Origin of the sequence: Paraburkholderia sp. BL10I2N1 (assembly GCF_004361815.1) — a bacterium.
Lineage (GTDB): Bacteria > Pseudomonadota > Gammaproteobacteria > Burkholderiales > Burkholderiaceae > Paraburkholderia.
The window spans coordinates 961,055-980,163 of the sequence record NZ_SNWA01000002.1; the positions used below are offsets into that span (position 1 = coordinate 961,055).

Annotated in this window: 16 protein-coding genes and 1 pseudogene; 5 read left to right on the forward strand and 12 right to left on the reverse strand. The window is 57.9% G+C overall.

All coding sequences use genetic code 11. The features are described from left to right. Window positions 1-110 precede the first annotated feature (110 nt). Together B0G77_RS26335 and B0G77_RS26340 are read left to right on the forward strand one after the other, a co-directional pair. Window positions 111-596 carry a hypothetical protein gene (locus tag B0G77_RS26335; RefSeq protein ID WP_133664952.1) on the forward strand — a complete coding sequence of 162 codons (486 nt, stop codon included), beginning with the start codon at window positions 111-113 and terminating at the stop codon, window positions 594-596. After that, window positions 571-1,509 (forward strand): LysR family transcriptional regulator, encoded by a 939-nt coding sequence (locus B0G77_RS26340; protein WP_133664953.1) that lies wholly within the window; start codon window positions 571-573, stop codon window positions 1,507-1,509. Before B0G77_RS26335 ends, B0G77_RS26340 begins: the two co-directional genes overlap by 26 nt. A 96-nt stretch (window positions 1,510-1,605) precedes the next feature. On the opposite strand, the gene B0G77_RS26345 is transcribed toward B0G77_RS26340, so the two are convergent. The 10 genes and pseudogenes from B0G77_RS26345 to B0G77_RS44535 all read right to left on the reverse strand — a co-directional run. Next, the gene (locus B0G77_RS26345) at window positions 1,606-2,436 is read right to left on the reverse strand and encodes an intradiol ring-cleavage dioxygenase (protein ID WP_133664954.1); all 831 of its coding nucleotides are present in this window, start codon (window positions 2,434-2,436) and stop codon (window positions 1,606-1,608) included. A gap of 112 nt (window positions 2,437-2,548) precedes the next feature. Next, the gene (locus B0G77_RS26350) at window positions 2,549-3,619 is read right to left on the reverse strand and encodes a maleylacetate reductase (RefSeq protein ID WP_133664955.1); all 1,071 of its coding nucleotides are present in this window, start codon (window positions 3,617-3,619) and stop codon (window positions 2,549-2,551) included. Between the two features lie 22 nt (window positions 3,620-3,641). Then, window positions 3,642-4,532 carry an FAD synthetase family protein gene (locus tag B0G77_RS26355; protein ID WP_133664956.1) on the reverse strand — a complete coding sequence of 297 codons (891 nt, stop codon included), beginning with the start codon at window positions 4,530-4,532 and terminating at the stop codon, window positions 3,642-3,644. A gap of 32 nt (window positions 4,533-4,564) precedes the next feature. After that, entirely contained in the window at window positions 4,565-5,155 is a 591-nt protein-coding gene (locus B0G77_RS26360) for a malonic semialdehyde reductase (RefSeq protein WP_133664957.1), read from the reverse strand. 98 nt (window positions 5,156-5,253) lie between these two features. Then, entirely contained in the window at window positions 5,254-6,807 is a 1,554-nt protein-coding gene (locus tag B0G77_RS26365; protein WP_133664958.1) for a 4-hydroxyphenylacetate 3-hydroxylase N-terminal domain-containing protein, read from the reverse strand. 36 nt (window positions 6,808-6,843) lie between these two features. Continuing rightward, complete coding sequence (locus tag B0G77_RS26370; RefSeq protein ID WP_133664959.1) at window positions 6,844-7,425, reverse strand: flavin reductase; 582 nt, start codon at window positions 7,423-7,425, stop codon at window positions 6,844-6,846. Window positions 7,426-8,094: 669 nt separating this feature from the next. Further along, window positions 8,095-8,961 carry an ABC transporter substrate-binding protein gene (locus B0G77_RS26380; RefSeq protein ID WP_133664961.1) on the reverse strand — a complete coding sequence of 289 codons (867 nt, stop codon included), beginning with the start codon at window positions 8,959-8,961 and terminating at the stop codon, window positions 8,095-8,097. Between the two features lie 90 nt (window positions 8,962-9,051). Then, entirely contained in the window at window positions 9,052-9,792 is a 741-nt protein-coding gene (locus B0G77_RS26385; protein ID WP_133664962.1) for an SDR family oxidoreductase, read from the reverse strand. Window positions 9,793-10,157: 365 nt separating this feature from the next. Beyond that, window positions 10,158-11,120, reverse strand: a complete 963-nt coding sequence (locus tag B0G77_RS26390; protein ID WP_133664963.1) for a transporter — start codon at window positions 11,118-11,120, stop codon at window positions 10,158-10,160. Between the two features lie 119 nt (window positions 11,121-11,239). Beyond that, a pseudogene (locus tag B0G77_RS44535) lies at window positions 11,240-11,557 on the reverse strand (nitroreductase family protein); the annotation flags it as partial. Window positions 11,558-11,906: 349 nt separating this feature from the next. On the opposite strand from B0G77_RS44535, the gene B0G77_RS26400 reads away from it, so the two are divergent. After that, complete coding sequence (locus B0G77_RS26400) at window positions 11,907-12,794, forward strand: hypothetical protein (RefSeq protein ID WP_279571364.1); 888 nt, start codon at window positions 11,907-11,909, stop codon at window positions 12,792-12,794. A gap of 25 nt (window positions 12,795-12,819) precedes the next feature. Then, window positions 12,820-13,893 (forward strand): amidohydrolase, encoded by a 1,074-nt coding sequence (locus tag B0G77_RS26405; protein ID WP_133664964.1) that lies wholly within the window; start codon window positions 12,820-12,822, stop codon window positions 13,891-13,893. A gap of 147 nt (window positions 13,894-14,040) precedes the next feature. On the opposite strand, the gene B0G77_RS26410 is transcribed toward B0G77_RS26405, so the two are convergent. Next, window positions 14,041-14,838 carry a substrate-binding domain-containing protein gene (locus B0G77_RS26410; RefSeq protein WP_243751212.1) on the reverse strand — a complete coding sequence of 266 codons (798 nt, stop codon included), beginning with the start codon at window positions 14,836-14,838 and terminating at the stop codon, window positions 14,041-14,043. Between the two features lie 758 nt (window positions 14,839-15,596). Here B0G77_RS26410 and B0G77_RS26415 point away from each other — a divergent pair. Beyond that, the gene (locus tag B0G77_RS26415) at window positions 15,597-17,063 is read left to right on the forward strand and encodes a hypothetical protein (RefSeq protein WP_133664966.1); all 1,467 of its coding nucleotides are present in this window, start codon (window positions 15,597-15,599) and stop codon (window positions 17,061-17,063) included. Window positions 17,064-17,356: 293 nt separating this feature from the next. Here the strand turns inward: B0G77_RS26415 and B0G77_RS26420 are convergent, their stop codons facing one another. Next, window positions 17,357-18,130, reverse strand: a complete 774-nt coding sequence (locus tag B0G77_RS26420; RefSeq protein ID WP_133664967.1) for a YkgJ family cysteine cluster protein — start codon at window positions 18,128-18,130, stop codon at window positions 17,357-17,359. Window positions 18,131-19,109: the final 979 nt, after the last annotated feature.

Here is a 19,109-nt window from a genome sequence, read left to right on the forward strand (position 1 = left end):
CTTTTCAATCAACGAATAGTCAACCGCCGCAAGCAGGTGGCCGTTTACGGCGATTGCTGGAGGCAGCGCGAAACAGCGGTCAGGCGATCAGTTCCTGGAGAGCGAACCTGATGGCGCACCAAAACCCTCACCCTTTACGCGATGTCCCTGAAGCCGATGGCAACGGTGTCCGTGCATTCGTGGTTTTCTGGAAAGGACAAGACATCTTCAACCACCATCGCGCCGCCATTCGTCCCGACGACCCGCAATCCGTCAATTCAGTGACGAAAAGCGTTGTTGCGATGCTCGTCGGCATCGCATTGCACCAGCCGCATGCCTTCACGTTGCACCCCAAGCGTCACAGCAGCGCGACGGTGTTGTCATCGCCAACAATCAATCTGTGGAATTCATTCGGCAGACCCATTTCCGTTAGAAGTCCACAATCGCGCCTGCAGCCGCGAGATCCTCGCGCTTGCGAACAAGGCGTATGTTACGGAAAGTGCTGTAAGTTGGTGAATACTCCGAGTGGCACCGATTTTTGGATCGGCTACAGTTGGCCGACCAAACTGGCATTTATAGGGCTGCTGCCGCATGGACACTATTCCACAAAGGAATGAAGGCGATGTCGAACTCGACCTCCACCATCTGCAAGTATTCGACGTACTGCTGACCGAACACAGCCTGACCAAAGCCGCGCGCGTGCTAAATCTATCTCAGCCCGCGTTGAGCAAGACGCTGGCGCGACTCCGATTGTATTTTGGCGACCCGCTTTTTGTGCGCGTAGCGCTGCGCATGGAGCCCACACCGAAGGCCCTCGAACTCGCAGAACCCGTGAGGGCGATATTAAAAAAAATTCGTGCGCTGCGTTCGGACCACGCGTCGTTCGATCCAAAGACGTCAACGCGTAAGTTCAGCTTCTTTCTTGTTGACGCAGGTGTGGTAAAGATCTTCCCTGCGCTGTTGAACTACCTGGCCGCTGAAGCGCCGGGCATATGCGTGCAGTCGATTCCGTGCGATGCCCAACATCTCGATCTGTGGCTTGAATCGGGCCTCGTCGACCTGGCAATCGGCTCCTTCCCTTCGTTGACAATGGGTATTCGGCGTCTACCGCTGTGGACCGAGACCTATGTAAGCGTGACACGCAAAGACCACCCGCGCATCGGCCCGCATCCAAGCAAAGAACAGTTTGTCGCGGAGAAGCACGCGCTCGTGTCCGCATTAGGTACCGGGCACGAACACCTGGCAATTGAGCGGCTCATCGAGTCCGAAGTGCCGCGTAGGAACATAGTGTGTCGCGTCCCTGTTTTTACTTCGGCCGCGCTGATCGCTAAACACTCCGACGTGATCGCCACGGTGCCAAAGAATCTTGCCGTTGCAATGAGTCGCGACCTGGACTTGCAACTGGTTGAGCCGCCGATCGCATTGCCCAAACTGCAGATCGCTCAGTACTGGCACGATCGATGCCACCTCGAACCCGGCAACCAATGGCTTCGAAATACGTTTCGCAAGCTTTTTTCGACGCCCGGGTAAAGCAGGAGCACATTTAAGTCTGCATTGAATGGAAATTCAATGCAGACTTAACGCCAGCGCTACCTGTCGACCAAAATGATCCGAATCCGAGTTGCCTCAACTTGCGGGGTTTAGGACGAAATCGTAAGTCAACATGTAGCCACCGTCAGGCTGCTTGATCCAATCGGCTACCAACGTTTGTCGAACGCCAAAAACAGCATCGGAATCCAGATATTGGTCGCCGTTGCGAAATACGTGCGTGACCAACGTCTGGTAATTTTTCGCCTTGATCATGAAATGAAGGTGGGCGGGGCGCCAGGGGTGGCGTGCGGTGGCACGCAGCAAATCGCCCACTGGGCCATCGACCGGAATGGGGTATGCGACAGCAACAACGGTACGAAATTCAAAACTACCGTCTTGTTGGGACCTGAGTACGCCTCTACCTTGATGGGTCTCGAGATCCGGATACTGAACGTCATAGTTCCCCGTAGCGTCGGCCTGCCAAACCTCCAACTCTGCCCCGGCAATCGGTTCGCCGTTGCGATCCTTCACGGTGCCTCGCACGAGGCAAGGTTCGCCAACCGCGCCATTGGCGATGTCGGCACCGTTCTCATACGCAGGCGCGCCTTCTACGTGGAATGGTCCAAAAACAGTCGATTCCGTGCACCCGTCCGGCTTTTTGTTGTTCATCGCGACGGTCAACATCGACAACCCGAGGACGTCACTCAACAAAATGAATTCCTGCCGCTTGTCGTCACATTTTTGCCCCGTCGCGGTAAGGAATAAAATCCCTGCTTGCAACTCCTGTTCCGTTAGTTCGACATCACGGGCGAAGTCATGCAGATGAGTGATGAGGCTGGTGAGTACGAATTTCAAGCGAGGGTCCGGGGTGCCGGATAAGAGACCGAGCACAGCTTGCGTGACAGTTTGTTCATTGAGATTGCGCATATTTGTCTCCAATTGTTTGGTATGTTGACGAACCACCGACAACCCGTGAATTAACAATGGCCATCAAGCGACGCGAAGAAATACATAACGCCGCCTGCCGCGGCTCGTGCGATCAGATCTGCGGTCGCACACCCTCGTACGCGTCTTGTAGCAACTGTCTTATAGCCGCTTTCTCCAGCGGACGTGGATTCGGATATTGATTCTGCAGCGCGATCGCGCATGCCTTATCGAGGTCAGATGCGTTCATTCCAATATCTTTCAGCGCCAACCGTGCACCGTTCATTTTCGCCAAATCGAAAACGGCTTGCGGTGCGCTGGTGCCGTTGAGCGCACGCGCGATACGCTCCATCGCCCGTGAGGCGGCCGTCGCGTTGTAGGCCAGTGCATGCGGCAAGATGATAGTGTGGGTTTCCGCATGCGGTAGGTTGAAGCTACCGCCTAATGTATGACACAGCTTATGATGCAGCGACATCGCCACGGCCCCTAGCACCGATCCACACAGCCACGCGCCATAGAGCGCGTCCGCTCGCGCATGCCGAACGTGCGCATCTTCAGCGTCGAGCGTCAGTAGGGGCAGCGCTCGTCCGATGGCAGCGATGCCTTCGGCGGCCATCAGATCTGTGATCGGATTGGCGTCCATGGCGTATAGACCTTCTGCCGCATGGGCGATTGCGTTGATCGCGCTGCTCACGCTTAAAGATACCGGCAGCGAGTACGTCAGTTCGGGATCGTAGATCACTGTCTTCGGCATGACACGAATATCGCGACCGGTCTTCTTCAACCCTGCTTCGGTTATGCCGTAGATCGGCGTCATTTCAGAACCGGCGTAGGTAGTCGGAATAGCAAGGACCGGAAAGTCGGACTCGAGTGCTATGGCCTTTCCGAGTCCTGTCGTCGAACCACCACCGATCGCTATGGCACAGTCGGCGTCAAGACGGCGTGCCAGTTCGCGTGCTTCGCGGGCAACTTCAACCGGCACATGCATAGCCGCCCTATCGAACACGCCGGCGACACGAACTCCGAGAATTGCCGCTATCCGTTCTGCATCCCGAAACTGATCAGGTGTTGCGAGTATCAGTGTGCGACGTGCGCCAAGTAGATCGACTTCCGCTTCGAGCCGGCTCAGAGCACCGGCGCCGAATACGACCCGCTGCGGATGGCTTTCAAAAATAAATTCATTCATGACAGTTTTTGCCTGGGTCACATCAGATCAGGACCATCGCACCGAATGCGACGCGGCTTGCGGCCGACCTCGCCCTATCAAGGAATCGGACGGTCATCGCCTCACCGAGGGCTATTTCAGTGTCCCTCTCAACAAGCAAACGCACCGTGCGCGCGCCAATCCGTGAATGTTGCTCTCGAACTTGCAAGATAGCGCCGATCCAGGGCGCCGCAACGTCCTGCCTTTTTACGGTTCCTGCGTAATCTCCGACCGGCGGTGAGCACATATCGCGGGGCACCGCAACGTCGATCACACGGCAAGCGGAATCACTCGGCCCGAACACCGTCCCGGGCAGCTCGTGGGGGCGATTCAGCATTGCATTTGCGCTGGTAATATCGCCTAGCTGGATGAGCCGCCTTGTTTCGCTTGACGAACAATGAGCACCGTTCTCAATGCACGCATTCGGCGGCCGCAGCGGCACGGGACGTACGTCGAATCCCAGGTAACCACCAAGATTGTCCAAATACTCAATATTCCCTTGGCGCCCACTGCCGCAGGCGAAATTCTCGCCAACGATAAGTGAGCGCATGCCCAGCATGCTCACCAGAGTCCGCCGCACAAAATCGTCTGCCGATTCCGTACTTCGCTCCTGATCAAATTTCAGAACAAGACAATAGTCAACATGACCAGTGGACGCTAACAAATCCGCACGACCTTCAAGGGTCGATAAGAGCGCAGGGCAGGATGCGGGACGCAACGTGGCAAGCGGATGATGATCAAATGTCACTAAGACGGTAGGAAGCTGCAGGGCCAATCCTCGTTCTCGCAACTTCCGCAGAACGCGCCTGTGCCCACGGTGAACGCCATCGAACATCCCGATCGACACGGCCGACCCGGACAAATTGAATTCACGTGGATCGGAGATGACTATCATGGAAGACTCCCGTAAACCCCGTCAATAGTGGATCAAATTAGCTTGCAGGCTTCTTCAAAGGAGAGCCGTGGGCTGCGAGCGAACAACTTGGAGGGGTCCCCGCGACCCAGGCCGCAAATGAAGTTCGACTTAATCGACGTGCCAGCGAAAAATGCGGCGTCAACCTTCGCATTGTCGAAACCCGACATCGGGCCGCAGTCCAGACCGACCGCGCGTGCCGCCGCGATCAGATATCCGCCCTGCAGAGTCCCGTTGCGAAAAGCCGTTGTTTCAGCGAACCCGGCCTTCGCTTCGCCTTCGAACCAGGTCTTTACAGCGGGATTATGCGGAAAGAGTCTGGGCAGATCATCGTAGAAGCGAGTGTCATAACCGATAACCGCGAGCACCGGCGCCGTCATGCCCTTATCTACATTTCCCGGACTGAGAGCGTTCTTCAGTATTGCCTTACCGGCTTCACTGCGCACGAAAACGATCCGAGCCGGCGAACAATTTACTGAAGTGGGACCCCACTTCATCAGTTCGTACACTTGCTTCAGTTGCTCGTCCGATACCGGCTCAGCAAGCCACCCGTTTTGGCTACGACCCTTATGAAACACACGGTCCAAAAAATTTTCATCAACCATAATCTGTCACCTTCCTGGAGAGAAACTGTACCGTGCGAAAGCACGGTACTTACACCGCACGCTGCTCAGGCTACTGAAGTGCTCAGGTTGCTAGTGCGTCAGATGGACATTGTTCCGCTGAGCGCCAGCGATTCTTGATGCCGTGCCGAATCGAGCGCTTTGGCGTAGTCGGCAGTCGCTTTGTAATCGCTGTTGTCGTCGATTTCCGACTCGATTCCACAAACCTTGCGAGCGAGCCTTGCGTACGGGCCCGAGCCAGAGAATTCCGCCCGTTGCATGGTCAGCGTGCGAATGGCTTGCAGCGGCGTGCCGTTGAAATTCTCGAAAACGAACAGGCGGCTACCCCAGTCCGTCAGGAACAGGTCACGGATTACCCGGCCGATCTGAACGCGGTCATGTGGCTTGCCGACGGGGCCGCTATTCAAGCGTTCAAACCACGGATTGAGCGTCGCATCGTTCCACTGATCTTCGCTGGCGAAGATCAGAGCACTACGGCCGGAAAGGTCGACCAGCTCGTAGATCATTTGGGAGAAGTTCTCGAGATACAGCGCGCGGCCGAAGTCGTAGACCAGAATATTGGGCTTGTAGTGCCCGCCTGGCGTGTGAAAACCCAATTCCTCTGCCGCGATAACGTGGGCTAGCATGGCCTGGTGAAAACCAATTAGCTTCGCTACGCGAGTCATGACGGCCGGAATCTTGTTGGTTCCGATATGCTCAGTGATCAGGACGGCCAGTCCGGCCATCAGCTCGGCGCGCACCATCTGGCGAACCAGCGCATGGTAATGCAGCCAGTCGAACACGCGTTGCGGGTATAGCTTGGCATGCTCAGGATTGCCAATATGGAAGACATGCGACCACGGAATGAACACATTCTCGAAAAGAGTCATACCGTCGAGTTCATCGCCCTGAGAGGCCAGCGGGTGTTCGATCGGATCATCCTTCACCACGCCTTCACGACAAACGATCGTCACCCCTTTGGCATTGACCGGAGTTGCCGCAAAAATGACCTGCTCGCCAGGAATGCCGGGCCTAAAAAATACGCCGATATGGATCCAGTCGGCAAAAGCGACGCCGGTGCCGATCGCTTTGATCCCGTTGACAACGATTCCCTTCTCATTCTTCTCGACTATGCGCAGACCCGGCGAGCGCGCCTGTGCTTCCGGATTGGACCGGTCCATTTGCGGATCGACAAATTGCGGTGCGCAATTAAAATCGTTGTCTTTCGCAAAGTTGACGAAGTTAACGATATTTTTCGCCTTGATGTGACCTTCCGCACCAATGGATTGAGTTTCCCACGGCGTCGGATCATCCAGGTAAGTCTGCAATACGTAGTTATTCACATCGGGACTACGGGGAAAGGATGCGCCAGCCATTTCGCGCATCACTGTCTCGTGGTACTTCCGCTTACGCCGGAGTTGGTCCTTGTTGTGATGGCCGAACCATTGCATTGAACGTCGCTTCCCATTTTCGTCGACATAGGTCATGACATCCTGCAAATCGGGGCGATGATGCAAGTCGTAGAAATCTGCATGGCGCTGCGCATAGTCACGCGTTTTCGGGTGCGTAGCGATGTTATCGATTTTTTCGTTTCCCACCCAGACTTGACGCCCGTCATTCAGGGATTCGAGGTATTGACGACCGGTTCGGATCATGACTTTTTCCTTCAAGTATTAATTGAAAACGACTGGTTAAAGCGGTGCGGGGTGGGTTGTTGCATAGGCGCGCTGGTAGTAAGCAAGGGGGTGGCGCTCGTCTGCTTTAGTGGTTGCGATAACGCGTGCGAAAATGAGGCTGTGCGTTCCAACCTCAATAGCATCTGCAACATGACAGTCGAGCGTCATCATTGCTTCTTTGCAGTACGGCGCGCCGCTTGCCAGGGTACCCCACTGACTCTTGGCAAACCGTTCTGGCATTGACAGCCCACCGACTCCGGCGAAAAGCTGGGACAGTTCACTTTGATCTGCACTTAGCCAGTTCACAGTTAGTATCCCGTTCGCTTTGATTACGCCGTTAGCGAAGCTGTTGCGGTTTACGCAAACCAGGATAGTCGGAGGCGTGTCGCATACTGAACAGACTGCAGAGCAGGTAACGCCAGCTCTGCCACTCGATCCGTCAGTCGCCAGGATAGTCACGGGAGTGATTGCCTTGGAGAGCGCCTCCCTGAATTCAGTCGCGCTCACGTCGGCGGATCCTGTCTCCGGCAAATTTGCCAGCAGCGTGGCAATTGCCGAAGCGGCCGCTAATTCTTGTCTCTTCTGCGTGTTAGACATAACACGTCTCCAGATGGAAGGTTACTCGGACTGTTGATTTCCTTTCCGTTTACGCAATTGATTGTTGTCCAATCTTTTGCGTGAATCTACGGATTGGCGGCATAAACACTATTCCCTCAGGGCATCGAGATGGATACGCAAAACGACTCCTCCGCTGTGTGAAGGTGGAGGTGGTCTAAGGGACACAGGATGAGACCTACAAACCTGCCGTGAACGTCCCAAATTTTCCATCTGGCGCAACCCAAGCTCGCCGATAGAAGAATTCCCGTTCGAATACTCGTAGCCGCCGTAGGCGTTTGAACTAGGGCCACCCATTCGGGCGTGCCCAGTTCGACGGCTTTACACGTTTTCGGCGGGGCGCGCCGTTGAATCAGTTCAGCCTTGTACAAGCCGTTAATCGTTTCGGCCAATCAGCGAGAGACCTTCAATTCCACACGACAGTATTTGCGCCGTTGCCTTGAAGTCGCGGAGGCGTGCAGGCCGCAAATAGTCACAGCAAACCGCACTGCACACATTTCCGCTGTTTCGTTCATTGGCGCTTTTCGGACGCCGGTCGCGTCACTACACCGTTCGTTCATCAACGCCGGCGTCCGAAAACCGATAGAAGAAGAAATACGACGCCGCAATGCAGATCAATCCTTCCTCGTTCCGGTTGAGGTGGCGACCCGCTTACAAGGTCGTCATGTACATCTGGTCGGCAGTTCCCGCAGGGACACCGAGTTCCGCGGCGACTGCAGCGACCCCTTCTTTGGCAACTTTGAGGTCCACTCGACCGTCGGAAGTGAAATGCGGGCGGACGTACTGCTCATAGTGTTGCTCCGCTTCCGCACTGGTCAGTCGGCCCAACATTGAAGCGATGTGTTCGACAGCCAGGCTGGGCTGTTCGGCGATCGTCTTGAGCGACCGCTTGTACGCCCGCACCAGCGCCTGCAGGGCCGGATCGTCAAGCGAGATGCGCGAAGGGTCCACGGCGAGTCCCACGGTGGGGATCTCGAAGTGGTCGCCCACCCAGGACAGCACCGAAAAACCTTCCTCGCGGGCGACCTGTTCAGCCGATAACGTGCTGCCCACGTAAGCCGCATCAATCGAGCCGTCGCGAAGGCGTCGCAGGTCCATCTGGTAGTCACCCGGGATTCGCCCCACGCATTCCACGTCGCGATCGGGATCCAGTCCGTGCTTGCGCAGCACGATCCGCGCGAAGACTCCGGGGGCAGTGCGGGCCCCGTGGACCGCCAGTCGACGGCCTCGAAGGTCTTCCATGGACTTCACGCCGTTAGCGCCGACGAACCAAAAGAGCGGTCGGTGCGTGTTGACGCTGAGGGCTGTCCATTGGATGCCGTCAATCATCCGCGACAACAGAGCCCGACCAAGACCGATGGTTGCGCCGGTGCGCACACGTTCAATCTTCCAAACCGCTCCGTCGCGGAGGGCGACGTGAACACCTTCATCTTCGAAATATCCCTCTTGATCGGCTACATGCGCGATCAGTTCCTCGTGAATACCGGCCCCGACATAAGTCAGGTCAATCGAGAGCATTGGCAATTAACACCTCTGTCAGGTCAATCAAGCGCATTGGCAAAATAATCCCTCTCCGAGTCCCGGATACGATCCGGGCGCCCGTTGTGTTCACTCCATACCAAAGCCGCCGCTCACCGGAATGTAGTGGCCGGTGGTGAAACCCGACGCGTCACTTGCCAGATACGCCACCGTATTTGCCACTTCGCCAGGACGGGCAAGACGTCCCATCGGTATGGACGCAGCGATTGTCTTCAGCCGTTCAGCGGAGATCAGCCCGGCCGAAGTAGCGCCCTCCACGGTGGTCGGCGCAACGAGGTTGGCGGTGATTCCGTGGCGCGCCAGCTCCAGAGCGACGTATCGCACGAACTGGTCCAGGGCCGCCTTAGCGGTGCCCAACGTAATCATCCCGTCACGCGGACGACGCGACAGCAGGGCACTCAGATAGATCAGCCGCCCGTGGCCACGAGAAATCATCCCTGGCACAACAGCCTTCGTTGCCAGGAAGGCGGCGCGCAGTTCAGTGTCCACCTTGCCGCCGAGTTGCTCCCAGCTTAGGTTGGCAAATGAGGTAACGTCATACGGCGTCAACGCGTTGTGCACGAGAACGTCGACCCCGCCCCATCGCTGATTAATTTCATCGACCATGGCGGCGACATCGTCAGGCTCGGTGACGTCGCCTTTAATCGCCACAGCCTCTCCACCGGCCGCGACGATCGTCGCGACCACGTCTTCGGCCTGGGGCGCACTGGCGCGATGGTTGACGACCACCTTGTATCCTTGTTCGGCCAGAGCCATCGCAATAGCCGCACCAATGCCCCGGCTGGCTCCAGTGATTAGCGCGACTGCCATGAAGTCACCTCCATTTCAAGACTGGCCAGGTACTCTTTCCCGGGGCACAGACGCGGCCCCACACAGGTCAAATCAGTTGTACGCATTAGTGAAATAACTCCTCTATCAGGTCAATCGTGTGCATCGGCAAATAACTCCAAATTTCGGACGATGTGGGCACTCGGCATATTCAATCCACGACAAGGTGCCTTGCGCGTTTTGTTTGATCTACAGTACACCGCTCAAATTCTTAACTCTACGGATGCAGCCTCATAGACACTATTCCGTAGAGGAATGAAGCGGATCTCGCTCCACGAGCAGTCAACGAATTGCATGATGGTGCGATCACGAACCCTGGGCGCTGATGGCCGACGACCAGGCGACGCCTATTGGAACGGCATATACATCTGCAGCCAGATGCGATTCCCCTCTGGCCGATTGCGGACCAACATTTCGCGCTGATACTTGAGCGCCACGGAAAATTTACGGCTGCTGTACGCGATGGACGGGCCCACAGCAATCACCTGTCCGCGGTTGCCGTTGCCATTTACCGACTGTCCGTGCTGTGTATCGTCTGTCATCTGTCTATAGAAATATCCGCTCGTCCCGACCTGCCACATCGGAGTAAAGCGGACCCCAACGTTGTAGTCGACGATAAACTCGTTCCCCGAGTGATAGTCGGTTACGTGATTCACCGAATTCACGCTGTAAAGCGCACGCGCACTAAACTCCACATTCGGCACCGGCATCCACGTGACGGCGTAGTTTGGCTGCATCGAGTAGTAGTTTCGCCCCGGGTTCACGAGCCGGCTTGCGTCGAAACTGCCGGTCGGCAGAAAGAATTCGAGGCCTACCACTTGATGCAGGTTGCCCAGATGCCAGCCGAGGAAGAGCGGCCCAACAGTCAGGTCCGACAGCCCGGTCGCGGTGCCGCTCTTGTAGACCGTGCCTTTTGGCGTGTGCGCGTCGAAGTGCAGATCGAGATTCACAAACGGAATGTTCGTCCGCGTCTCGAGGGTTGCGCCGAGGAACGTCACATCCCGCCAGACATGAGACAACCTGAATGCCGCCGCTTGCGCGTGCAGCGAGAACTCCGATACGCTGCCTGACGGGTTCCCGTTATTGCCTTCGAGCGTCGTCGCCTCGTATTCCTGCAGGTACACGTAAATGTGATTGCCCGGCGGCGGCTGAACGCCCGCAAGCAGCGTGTTCACGCCGACGGGGTAGTTGTTCCCGCCGTTTTCCGTGGCATGCACGGTCGCTATCCCGCTGCATGATGCAATCGCAGCGCCCGCCAGAAGCGGGATACTGACAGCGCGACAATAGCCGCGCAACTCGAAAAAAGACATACCTTCCCCTGCGCGCTCGTCCGGCATTGCACGGCGCTGTTGATGTATTTCGTTATGCTGGATGGAGAAACGAAGCGCGTTAGAGGAAGCGCATGAGTTTGCCCATCAACCCGGAACGCCTAAGCGTGCGTGCAGGCTTCCTCAAACGAGAGGCGCGGACTACGTGAAAAAATCATTTCGGCAATTCCATAGCCAGGTGCGCACAAGAAGTTCGACTTCACCAACGTTCCGCTAAAGAACGCCTCGTCGATCGCCGCATTACTGAAGCCCGACATCGCTCCGCCATCCAGACCGATTGCGCGCGCAGCGGGAATCAGATATCCGCCTTGAAGCGTGCCGTTTCGAAATGCAGTGGTGTGTGCGAAGTCCTGCTTCTCTTCGCCTTCGAACCATGAGTTGACGTCGGTGTCGTGCGGAAAGAGCGTCGGCAGTTGCTCGTCGTTGACGGTGCGCTCCTGCCAGCCATTCTGGCTGCGCGCACGGTGGAAGACGGCGGGCCTTGCTGCAGTAGTTGCGCGTATGCCATTTCACTTCTCCTGATGTCGATCCGGCCCATGGACTTCCCCGCAATGGAGCAGACTCGCGGTCTGGTAGGGACACTGCATATTTCGAACTGGTTTTGTTCAGCTACAGTAGGCCAACCAAATAAATCCCTCTATGGGCGCGGCGTCATAGACACTATTCCCCAGCGTAATGAGGCGGATCTGCGCCAGCTTCACGTGTTCGATGTCCTCCTGACCGAGTGAAGCATCACGAAAGCGGCACGCGTGCTGAACCTCGGTCTATCTGGGCACATATGCTGGCTTCAACATCGCCATCTTCAACCCGGTCACGACTGGAATGTCACAACGCCTGGCCGGCCTGCCGATGTTTTCCGGCATGACGTTCCGGGTGTGCATCTGCATCGCCTTCCTGGTGGTCACTATCATTTTTCTCGTCGTTCAAATCCGCCCATATCGAATGAGCGGCGCGGCGAAATCTGTCTCGAAGCCTGGGCATGGCGGGACAGTGCCTCCACGACGACTCGACAACCGGCAAATGGCGGTCGTCGGAATCGTGCTCATTTGCCTGACGACCTTTGTCTACGGTTCGTCGACGCGCCACTGGGCCGAGACGGAGATGATTGCAATGTTTCTCGTCATGGCGATTGCCTCTGGGATCGTGTGTGGAATCCGGCCGGGCAAGATTGCGGATACATTCCTTCACGGCTGTAGCGGGCTCATCAAAGGAGCGCTTGTGGTGGGATTGGCACGGGCCATCTCGATCGTCCTCAGTGACGGGAAGATCCTGGATCCGATCGTCAACATACTCGCCGGAATGCTTGCACCGCTTGATTCCACCGTGGCTGCGATCTGCATGTTTCTGAGCGCCGCATTGATTCACGTCGGAATCTCGTCCGGATCAGGCGAATCGGCAGCGCTGATCCCGATCTTCGCTCCGCTCGGCGACACGCTGCACCTGACCCGCCAGGTAACAGTCCAGGCGGAGCTCCTCGGCGAGGGCTTCATCAACTGCTTCAACCCAACTTCCGGTGTCTTGATGGCTGTACTTGCAACGTCCGGCATTCCCTACGTCAAGTGGGTGCGTTTCATCATGCCTCTCCTGATTGCCTGGTTCGCCATCTGCATCGTTGCCATCGCAGCAGGCGTCGCCATTCATTGGGGACCCTTCTAGCTAGCCGCTTCCTCATGGATCGAACATGCTATTACCTGACCTCAGTTCCGTCTCCGGCCTGCAGCCGTTTTCCGGAGATATGCGCAAGCTCCGCTATACCCTGCATTGCTGCCCAGAACTTGCGTTCGAGGAGGTGCGGACCGCGGAGATCGTGGCAAGTTGTCTGAAAGAATACGGTTACTCGGTGGAGACAGGCATTGCCGGCACCGGTGTGGTCGGAACGCTGCGTCTGGGCACAAGCGAACGTAGTATCGGAATCCGTGCCGACATGGACGGACTGCCGATCAGCGAGCTCAACGAGTTCAACCACAAGAGTCTCCATCCGGGTCGGATGCATGCGTGCGGCCACGACGGGCATACCGCAATGCTGCTCGGAGCGGCTCGACACCTGGCGCGATGCCAACGATTTGATGGCACCGTGCATCTGATCTTCCAGCCAGCGGAGGGGCGAGGCTATGACAGTGGCGCCAAGCGAATGGTCGAGCAAGGGCTCTTTACGCGGTTTCCCTGTGACGCGGTGTTTGCCATGCACAACCATCCGGGCGCTCCGGCGGGCACGTTCATGTTCCGCAAAGGAAACTTCATGGCCGCAGGCGACCGCGTCCTGGTGAGAATCGTGGGCAAGGGAGGACACGCTGCCCCTCCACATTTGGCCAACGATCCAATCGTCGCGGCAAGCAGCATCGTGATGGGCTTGCAGACCATTGTGTCCCGCAGTGTCGATCCGACCAGGTCCGCAGTCCTGACCGTTGGAAGAATATCCGGCGGAACGGCCCCCAATGTGATTCCGGGGGAGGTCGAATTGAGCATCAGCGTTCGATCGTTCGACACGGAAGTCCGTCGGATGATGAAAGAGAGAATCATCAGGCTCGTGCGCGCCCAGGCTGAGAGTTACGGCCTCACTGCGGTCGTCGATTATGTGGCGGGCTATCCGATGGTGACGAACGCCGATGCGGAAACAGAGCTTGCGATACAGGTTGCGAAGGAACGGGTTGGCGAGGACCGGGTTACGGAACAGATGGGCCAGACAGGTGGAACGCTATCTGCCAATCCAGTAAGCGGTCGAAAACCATGCGCGTGGCGGTATGGAAATCGATGACCCGGCGCGCAATGTGATGTTTCCCGTTTCGCCGTCTTGCCAACCGTTCCCGCCCGCACTCCATTTGCGGTTTTGACTCAATCTGGGCCGTTCCCGGAAAGTCGCCGGCCACTCCGGTCGAACGGCGCACAGGACACGCGTTTTCGCTCATTTCGCAGGCGTCGCCGAAAGCGGTTCGAGCCCGCTCCGCGAAATCGCGGGCGCTGCGTCCGGCGACGACAGAAATTGGATTAGCGCCTCTGCGCCGGCCGGATTTTTCGCATTGATGGCGACGCCTCCGGAGAACACCGTGTACCTCTGCACTTCAGCGGGTAAACTGCCGACCACCGTCACCCCCTTCACCGGCAACAGTTCGACGACCTGCTGAATCCCGATCTCAGCCTCTCCATTCGCGACGGCATTGGCGACCTGCTCGACCGGAATCATGCGGCTCTTGCTCTCCATCGACCCCGCGATGCCGAGACGCAAAAACAGTTCGCTGCCGACATAGACGCCAATCGGGCTGTCCGGATAGACGATCGACTTCGCTGCAAGCAGCGCTCGCCGCAATGCGTCGGCCGAGCTGATATCCGGCTTCGGCTCCCCCTCGCGAACCACCATGCCGATTGCCGAGCGTGCGAAGTCCACTTTACTGTCAGGCAGGACCTTACCGGCATTGATCTGTTCATCGAGCGCATACCCAACCACGATCAGCACGTCGGCCCACTCACCACGCGCAAGCCTCACAGGGATCGCATTTGCGGCCGTACCCACCGCAGGCCCCCAGACGGTGATCAGCTTGCGGCCTGTCGCCTCCTCGAATTGCGGGCCCAGTTCGCGATAGGCCGACGCAAACCCGCCCGAAATCATCACCTTGACTTCGTCTGCCAATGCGGCCCCGCTGCCCAGTAACGCGCCCGCTACGCAGAACGCGAGTGCGCGAATGCCCAGCTTTCGGATGGTCACGGCCCCGCCCCAATGTCGATCGGATGATCCAGTCCGGATATGCATCGAGTCCGGATGCCAGGCACCATGTTAGCTGGCATCGCGTGCGGCAGCGAGGCTGCCGCTGCCTCTGCTTCACAATACCGCCGTCGGCGGGCGCTGTTTGACCTATTGCGTTGAAAAACGACTTCTTCAGCCTGCCTTAAGGTAGTGCGCGAATACAGCCGGATGTTGCGGCTAGTACGCGATGAGTTTCATACGCGCTTGCTTCGTAAGTTTGCTCTGCCTTGGAACCCACGCCATACCTGGCTGAACAAACCGGATGCGACAACGACGTAGTCGTATCGCCGATTTGTGAATCTCCGGTCGCCTGTCGCGACGCAATCCGTGCGAGGCATGGATCCTGTACAGGTCGCGGCGACGAACCTGGAGCGACCGTGAGCACGGTTACCGCCGGTTGCCGGCCTCGAAAAAAATTCCACGGGCGCGCAATGGACTCCGTCAGGCATGACTGCCGCTGCATTCTCTAGCCGCGCCCGGAATATCTCTTCCCTCCGACCCGTTTACTCGACATTTCTCTCACGGCATCCGATTTGCCGATTTCACCCCGCTACATCGCATCGCGGGTTGTCCACCGCAAGGCATCGTCATGGTCGTGACAGGTGACCCGCTGACCGGCCATGGACAGCCCGCGACTCAACTTTCAATGGAGGTTAAGCCACACATCTATACCTAACTGCAGATCTGTCCGTTGACGCGGGTCAACCTCAGGAGCACTCATGAAATCGCTATTCAAGCCCCGCAGCTTCAGACCACTGGGTTCTGGTGCTGCCAGCCTGTCCGCTGCCGTCTTCATCGGCGTGTTGGCCGCAGGCCAAGCATGCGCGGAACAGCCGCCGCCGCCTTGCCATCCGAATCCCAACGCCGCCGCTGACGGCGCGCTGGTGCGTCAGCGCGGCGACATCGCGCACCTGCCGGATTCGCTGCAGGATCTCCTCCAAAGGATGGCCGAGCGGCCCCATAGCTATTTGCCAATTCAGGCCTATGCCGAGGCCGACAAACCGAGCCAGCTGTTCCAGTATTTCCTGCTGTCCACGGTAGGATTCGAACCCAATCCGTTTACGACACGATTCCCGGGCATCAACGACCAGGCGATGCTGACGGCAACTGGCGGCAACTGCGGCTTGCCAACCATCGGTGCGGTGCGCCTGGTGGTCGAGCCAAAGCCTGGGCTGCCCACTGATCCCAATAACGTTCGCGCCTTCATCGATGTATTTACCGACCTGTCAAATCTGTTTGTGATTAACAACGAGAGCGGGTGGTACGAGGGCTGGATGATCCACGATTTGCAAGTGCCGAATGTCGCACCACCCCGTCCCGACGGGCACGCCCAGTTCGGCACAATGACAGTCGCGGACGCGGACGCCTTGCGGGCGATGGGCACGCACCACAACGTGCCGGGCCAGCTATTCACAATGGATGGCAAGGCACCGCATTTGCCCGACGCTTCAGACCGCTTCCCCGACCGCCAGACCAATATCGTGCCGATCCAGTTAAGCATGGGGGCGCTCAACTGCATGCAGCAGTCTGATTGTCACGGCTACTGGGAATTCAACTACACGACCAACTGGATCCATCCACTCTACGAGTTGCCTTTTACCGGCGGTATTCCCGGTACCTTTGAAGCCGGCAAAGTTGGCGCGCTCTCGTCACTGATTCCCGGCTCTGGACCGGCAGGCGTGAAGAACAGTCCCATTGACTATGGTGACGATCCGAACAATGCGGCCCCGCTGGGTGGTGCAGGTCCGCGCGACCCCGACCGATTCGACGCCACAGTCGCTAACCAGCGGGAATACCGCCAGCGCTTCATCCCGAGCGGACTCGCCCACGAAATCTACCTGGACACCTACGTGCGAGTGGCATCGTTCGAGCAGGGCACGCCATTCCCGCAGCGCTTGTACGACGCCTATGCGGCAGAAGTCAAACGGGTCGATACCAATGGCGACGGCGTCATTTCGGCACGCGAGGGAGACGTGGATACCGCCAGCGATGGGTTCCCGGACAATTCCCGCCTGTTCTTGCCGGCGACTTCGTTCCGTCGCTTTGCCGTGACGCGCGAAATCAATGACGGCTCCCTGGCACCGCGGTTCGCGCCCAGTCAGCGGGCTTGGGTACTGACTGGCGCCGCCATAACCGTAAGCCCGTCGCGGCCGGCGTCTGCGGGTCGCGATGGCGACGACCGCTGAAGGAAACTCGTCGACCTGACGGGCTGTCTCCTGAGTTGCGAGAGGCGTTCAAACCGTACCGTGCGCTCTCCAGGTAGGCAATGGGGCCGCCCAAAAGGCGGCCCTATTGCTGCCGCCTTCCGTTGATGCTCATCATTCAACGGAAAATAGCGAAGACAGGCCCCCAATGTCGGCTTCGGCCGACGACACAACCAACGCAATTGCCACGCTAACGTCCGTTGCCTGGGGCGAAGCTGACGCTCCGGATCGCATGCGCAATTGCTGAACGCGCACAAATTGCCTCGCGGCGACCGTTAATCCGGGGTCACCGAAAGCCCCAGGTATTCGAACGCGGGGATGCTGCTCGCATGGACGAGAGAACTGAGCGCTCCCACCGACACAAGCACATCGACGGTCGTTCGGCGCTTTGATACGAAACGCCACGTCGGTGACAGCGTGGGCACGGCGGGTTCATTGCTAGCCTGACGTAGCGCTGCCAGCAAATTGACACGATCGGGCGAATGCGCGACAAAGCCTTCGTTCGATACCGCAGCCTGATTGATACCCAGCAACGCACACACCTGCTGCTTGATGGGGACGTCGTTCGCATTGGCATCTCGCAACTGCTGGACCAGCGGCAGGATACCCGCATCGATCAGCCTGCCGGCACGTAGCAGAGGTGGCAATCCAGGCGTCCAGGCTTCAGGCGGGCACGCCTTGTACATTGGGGTCGGTGCGATGAATGGATTGGTCTCAGCCGGATAGATTCGGCACACCAGCGGCCTTTGTTCATAGATACCGCATCGCATGTCGGGCAGGAGATTCGGGCATGGGCCCGCATACGCGCCCGCCAGAATGACCACGACCCTCGTGGGTAACGACCCACTCATCGCGGCAAACGAACGACGGCGTGTATGCGCCGCCTGGAGATTGTCCTCAGGTGGCTCCTCGGGCCATGGCAACGCGTCGCAGAGAATCTGCACATCGTTGCCGCGCTCCAGCCAGGCAACCGCCTCTGTCACTGTCAACGGCAATCGCAGATCGTGGCAGCACTTGCCGCACATCGTGCACTCAAAATCGATATCCATGCCTATTAGCCTTTTCGTCGTGCGACGGTCTGGTTGTCCAACTTCATGCACGGCGGGCACATACGAGGGCGTCCGCCCTCCCATGTGGCTACCGGCAAGCTCGATCAATAGGGATTAGTCGTTTGGAAGCGGCCGATCTGACAGGCAATCTGGCATTCTTTCGCGGATATCGGCTGGGCTCGAGTACGCCCGTTCAGCCGTTCGGCGCCGCCCCTTTTCAGTCCTGCTTCAATTCGGCTTAAGAAGATCTAAGCATTCTGCAGTTCACAGAGGCATTGACGCCGGACGATTGAATCTGCGACGGCGCGTCATGCATCGTCAGCACGGCACTTCCCTCAACATCACGAGACCGGAGAAACACTTCGCAAATCCGACCGAAATTCCATCGGCGCATCGCAGGCAACTGCTCGTTGCAGGCGCGGGTGCAGCCGGCGCGGCGGTCGCGGCGATGACCGCACCGGGCGTCGCGATGGCTGTCCTTTCTGATGCGGATTTGAGGCCTTGTTAAAATCCTTATAAATCATGATGTTAGGCGATTCCCCGCTCCGCAACCGTGGCGGATTTCTCGCGAAAAAGTCGTTTTAGATCAATCTCCGCAAGAAAATTGCGGAGCGAATCTGACTGTATGCGCGACGCCGGCGAGTCACGCTTTGCTTACAGCATCGAGAGTCCTTCGCCTGCTTCTTCCCCTTCTGTTGGCTTCGCGATGCAGGGTTCGGAAGTTTCGAGCGTTGGTTGTTCCTCGAATACGCCTGCGTCGATGAATGACGGATTCGTCCGGAGCAACGGCCATTTGGCACCGCTCTGCAGTCAAGCCGGTGCCTGTGCTGTCTCACTTGCGCCGCTGTCTCCCAGCCGCGCCGTACCGGTCTAGTGGGCAGGGCCAGACTGATCTTTGCCACCGAACGCACCCTTCCCTGTGGATGCACGCGGAACCTGGCCGTGGCAGCCGCGGCGATCGAGCTTCTTGCGCCGTTCC

Excerpts from the sequence above, each read along its gene's own strand:
- B0G77_RS26405 (WP_133664964.1), top strand. The coding sequence starts at position 12,820 with ATGCTATTACCTGACCTCAGTTCCGTCTCCGGCCTGCAGCCGTTTTCC.
- B0G77_RS26365 (WP_133664958.1), bottom strand. The coding sequence starts at position 6,807 with ATGATCCGAACCGGTCGTCAATACCTCGAATCCCTGAATGACGGGCGT.
- B0G77_RS26420 (WP_133664967.1), bottom strand. The coding sequence starts at position 18,130 with ATGGATATCGATTTTGAGTGCACGATGTGCGGCAAGTGCTGCCACGAT.
- B0G77_RS26335 (WP_133664952.1), top strand. The coding sequence starts at position 111 with ATGGCGCACCAAAACCCTCACCCTTTACGCGATGTCCCTGAAGCCGAT.
- B0G77_RS26385 (WP_133664962.1), bottom strand. The coding sequence starts at position 9,792 with ATGGCAGTCGCGCTAATCACTGGAGCCAGCCGGGGCATTGGTGCGGCT.
- B0G77_RS26355 (WP_133664956.1), bottom strand. The coding sequence starts at position 4,532 with ATGATAGTCATCTCCGATCCACGTGAATTCAATTTGTCCGGGTCGGCC.
- B0G77_RS26390 (WP_133664963.1), bottom strand. The coding sequence starts at position 11,120 with ATGTCTTTTTTCGAGTTGCGCGGCTATTGTCGCGCTGTCAGTATCCCG.
- B0G77_RS26350 (WP_133664955.1), bottom strand. The coding sequence starts at position 3,619 with ATGAATGAATTTATTTTTGAAAGCCATCCGCAGCGGGTCGTATTCGGC.
- B0G77_RS26415 (WP_133664966.1), top strand. The coding sequence starts at position 15,597 with ATGAAATCGCTATTCAAGCCCCGCAGCTTCAGACCACTGGGTTCTGGT.
- B0G77_RS26360 (WP_133664957.1), bottom strand. The coding sequence starts at position 5,155 with ATGGTTGATGAAAATTTTTTGGACCGTGTGTTTCATAAGGGTCGTAGC.
- B0G77_RS26345 (WP_133664954.1), bottom strand. The coding sequence starts at position 2,436 with ATGCGCAATCTCAATGAACAAACTGTCACGCAAGCTGTGCTCGGTCTC.
- B0G77_RS26380 (WP_133664961.1), bottom strand. The coding sequence starts at position 8,961 with ATGCTCTCGATTGACCTGACTTATGTCGGGGCCGGTATTCACGAGGAA.
- B0G77_RS26370 (WP_133664959.1), bottom strand. The coding sequence starts at position 7,425 with ATGTCTAACACGCAGAAGAGACAAGAATTAGCGGCCGCTTCGGCAATT.
- B0G77_RS26340 (WP_133664953.1), top strand. The coding sequence starts at position 571 with ATGGACACTATTCCACAAAGGAATGAAGGCGATGTCGAACTCGACCTC.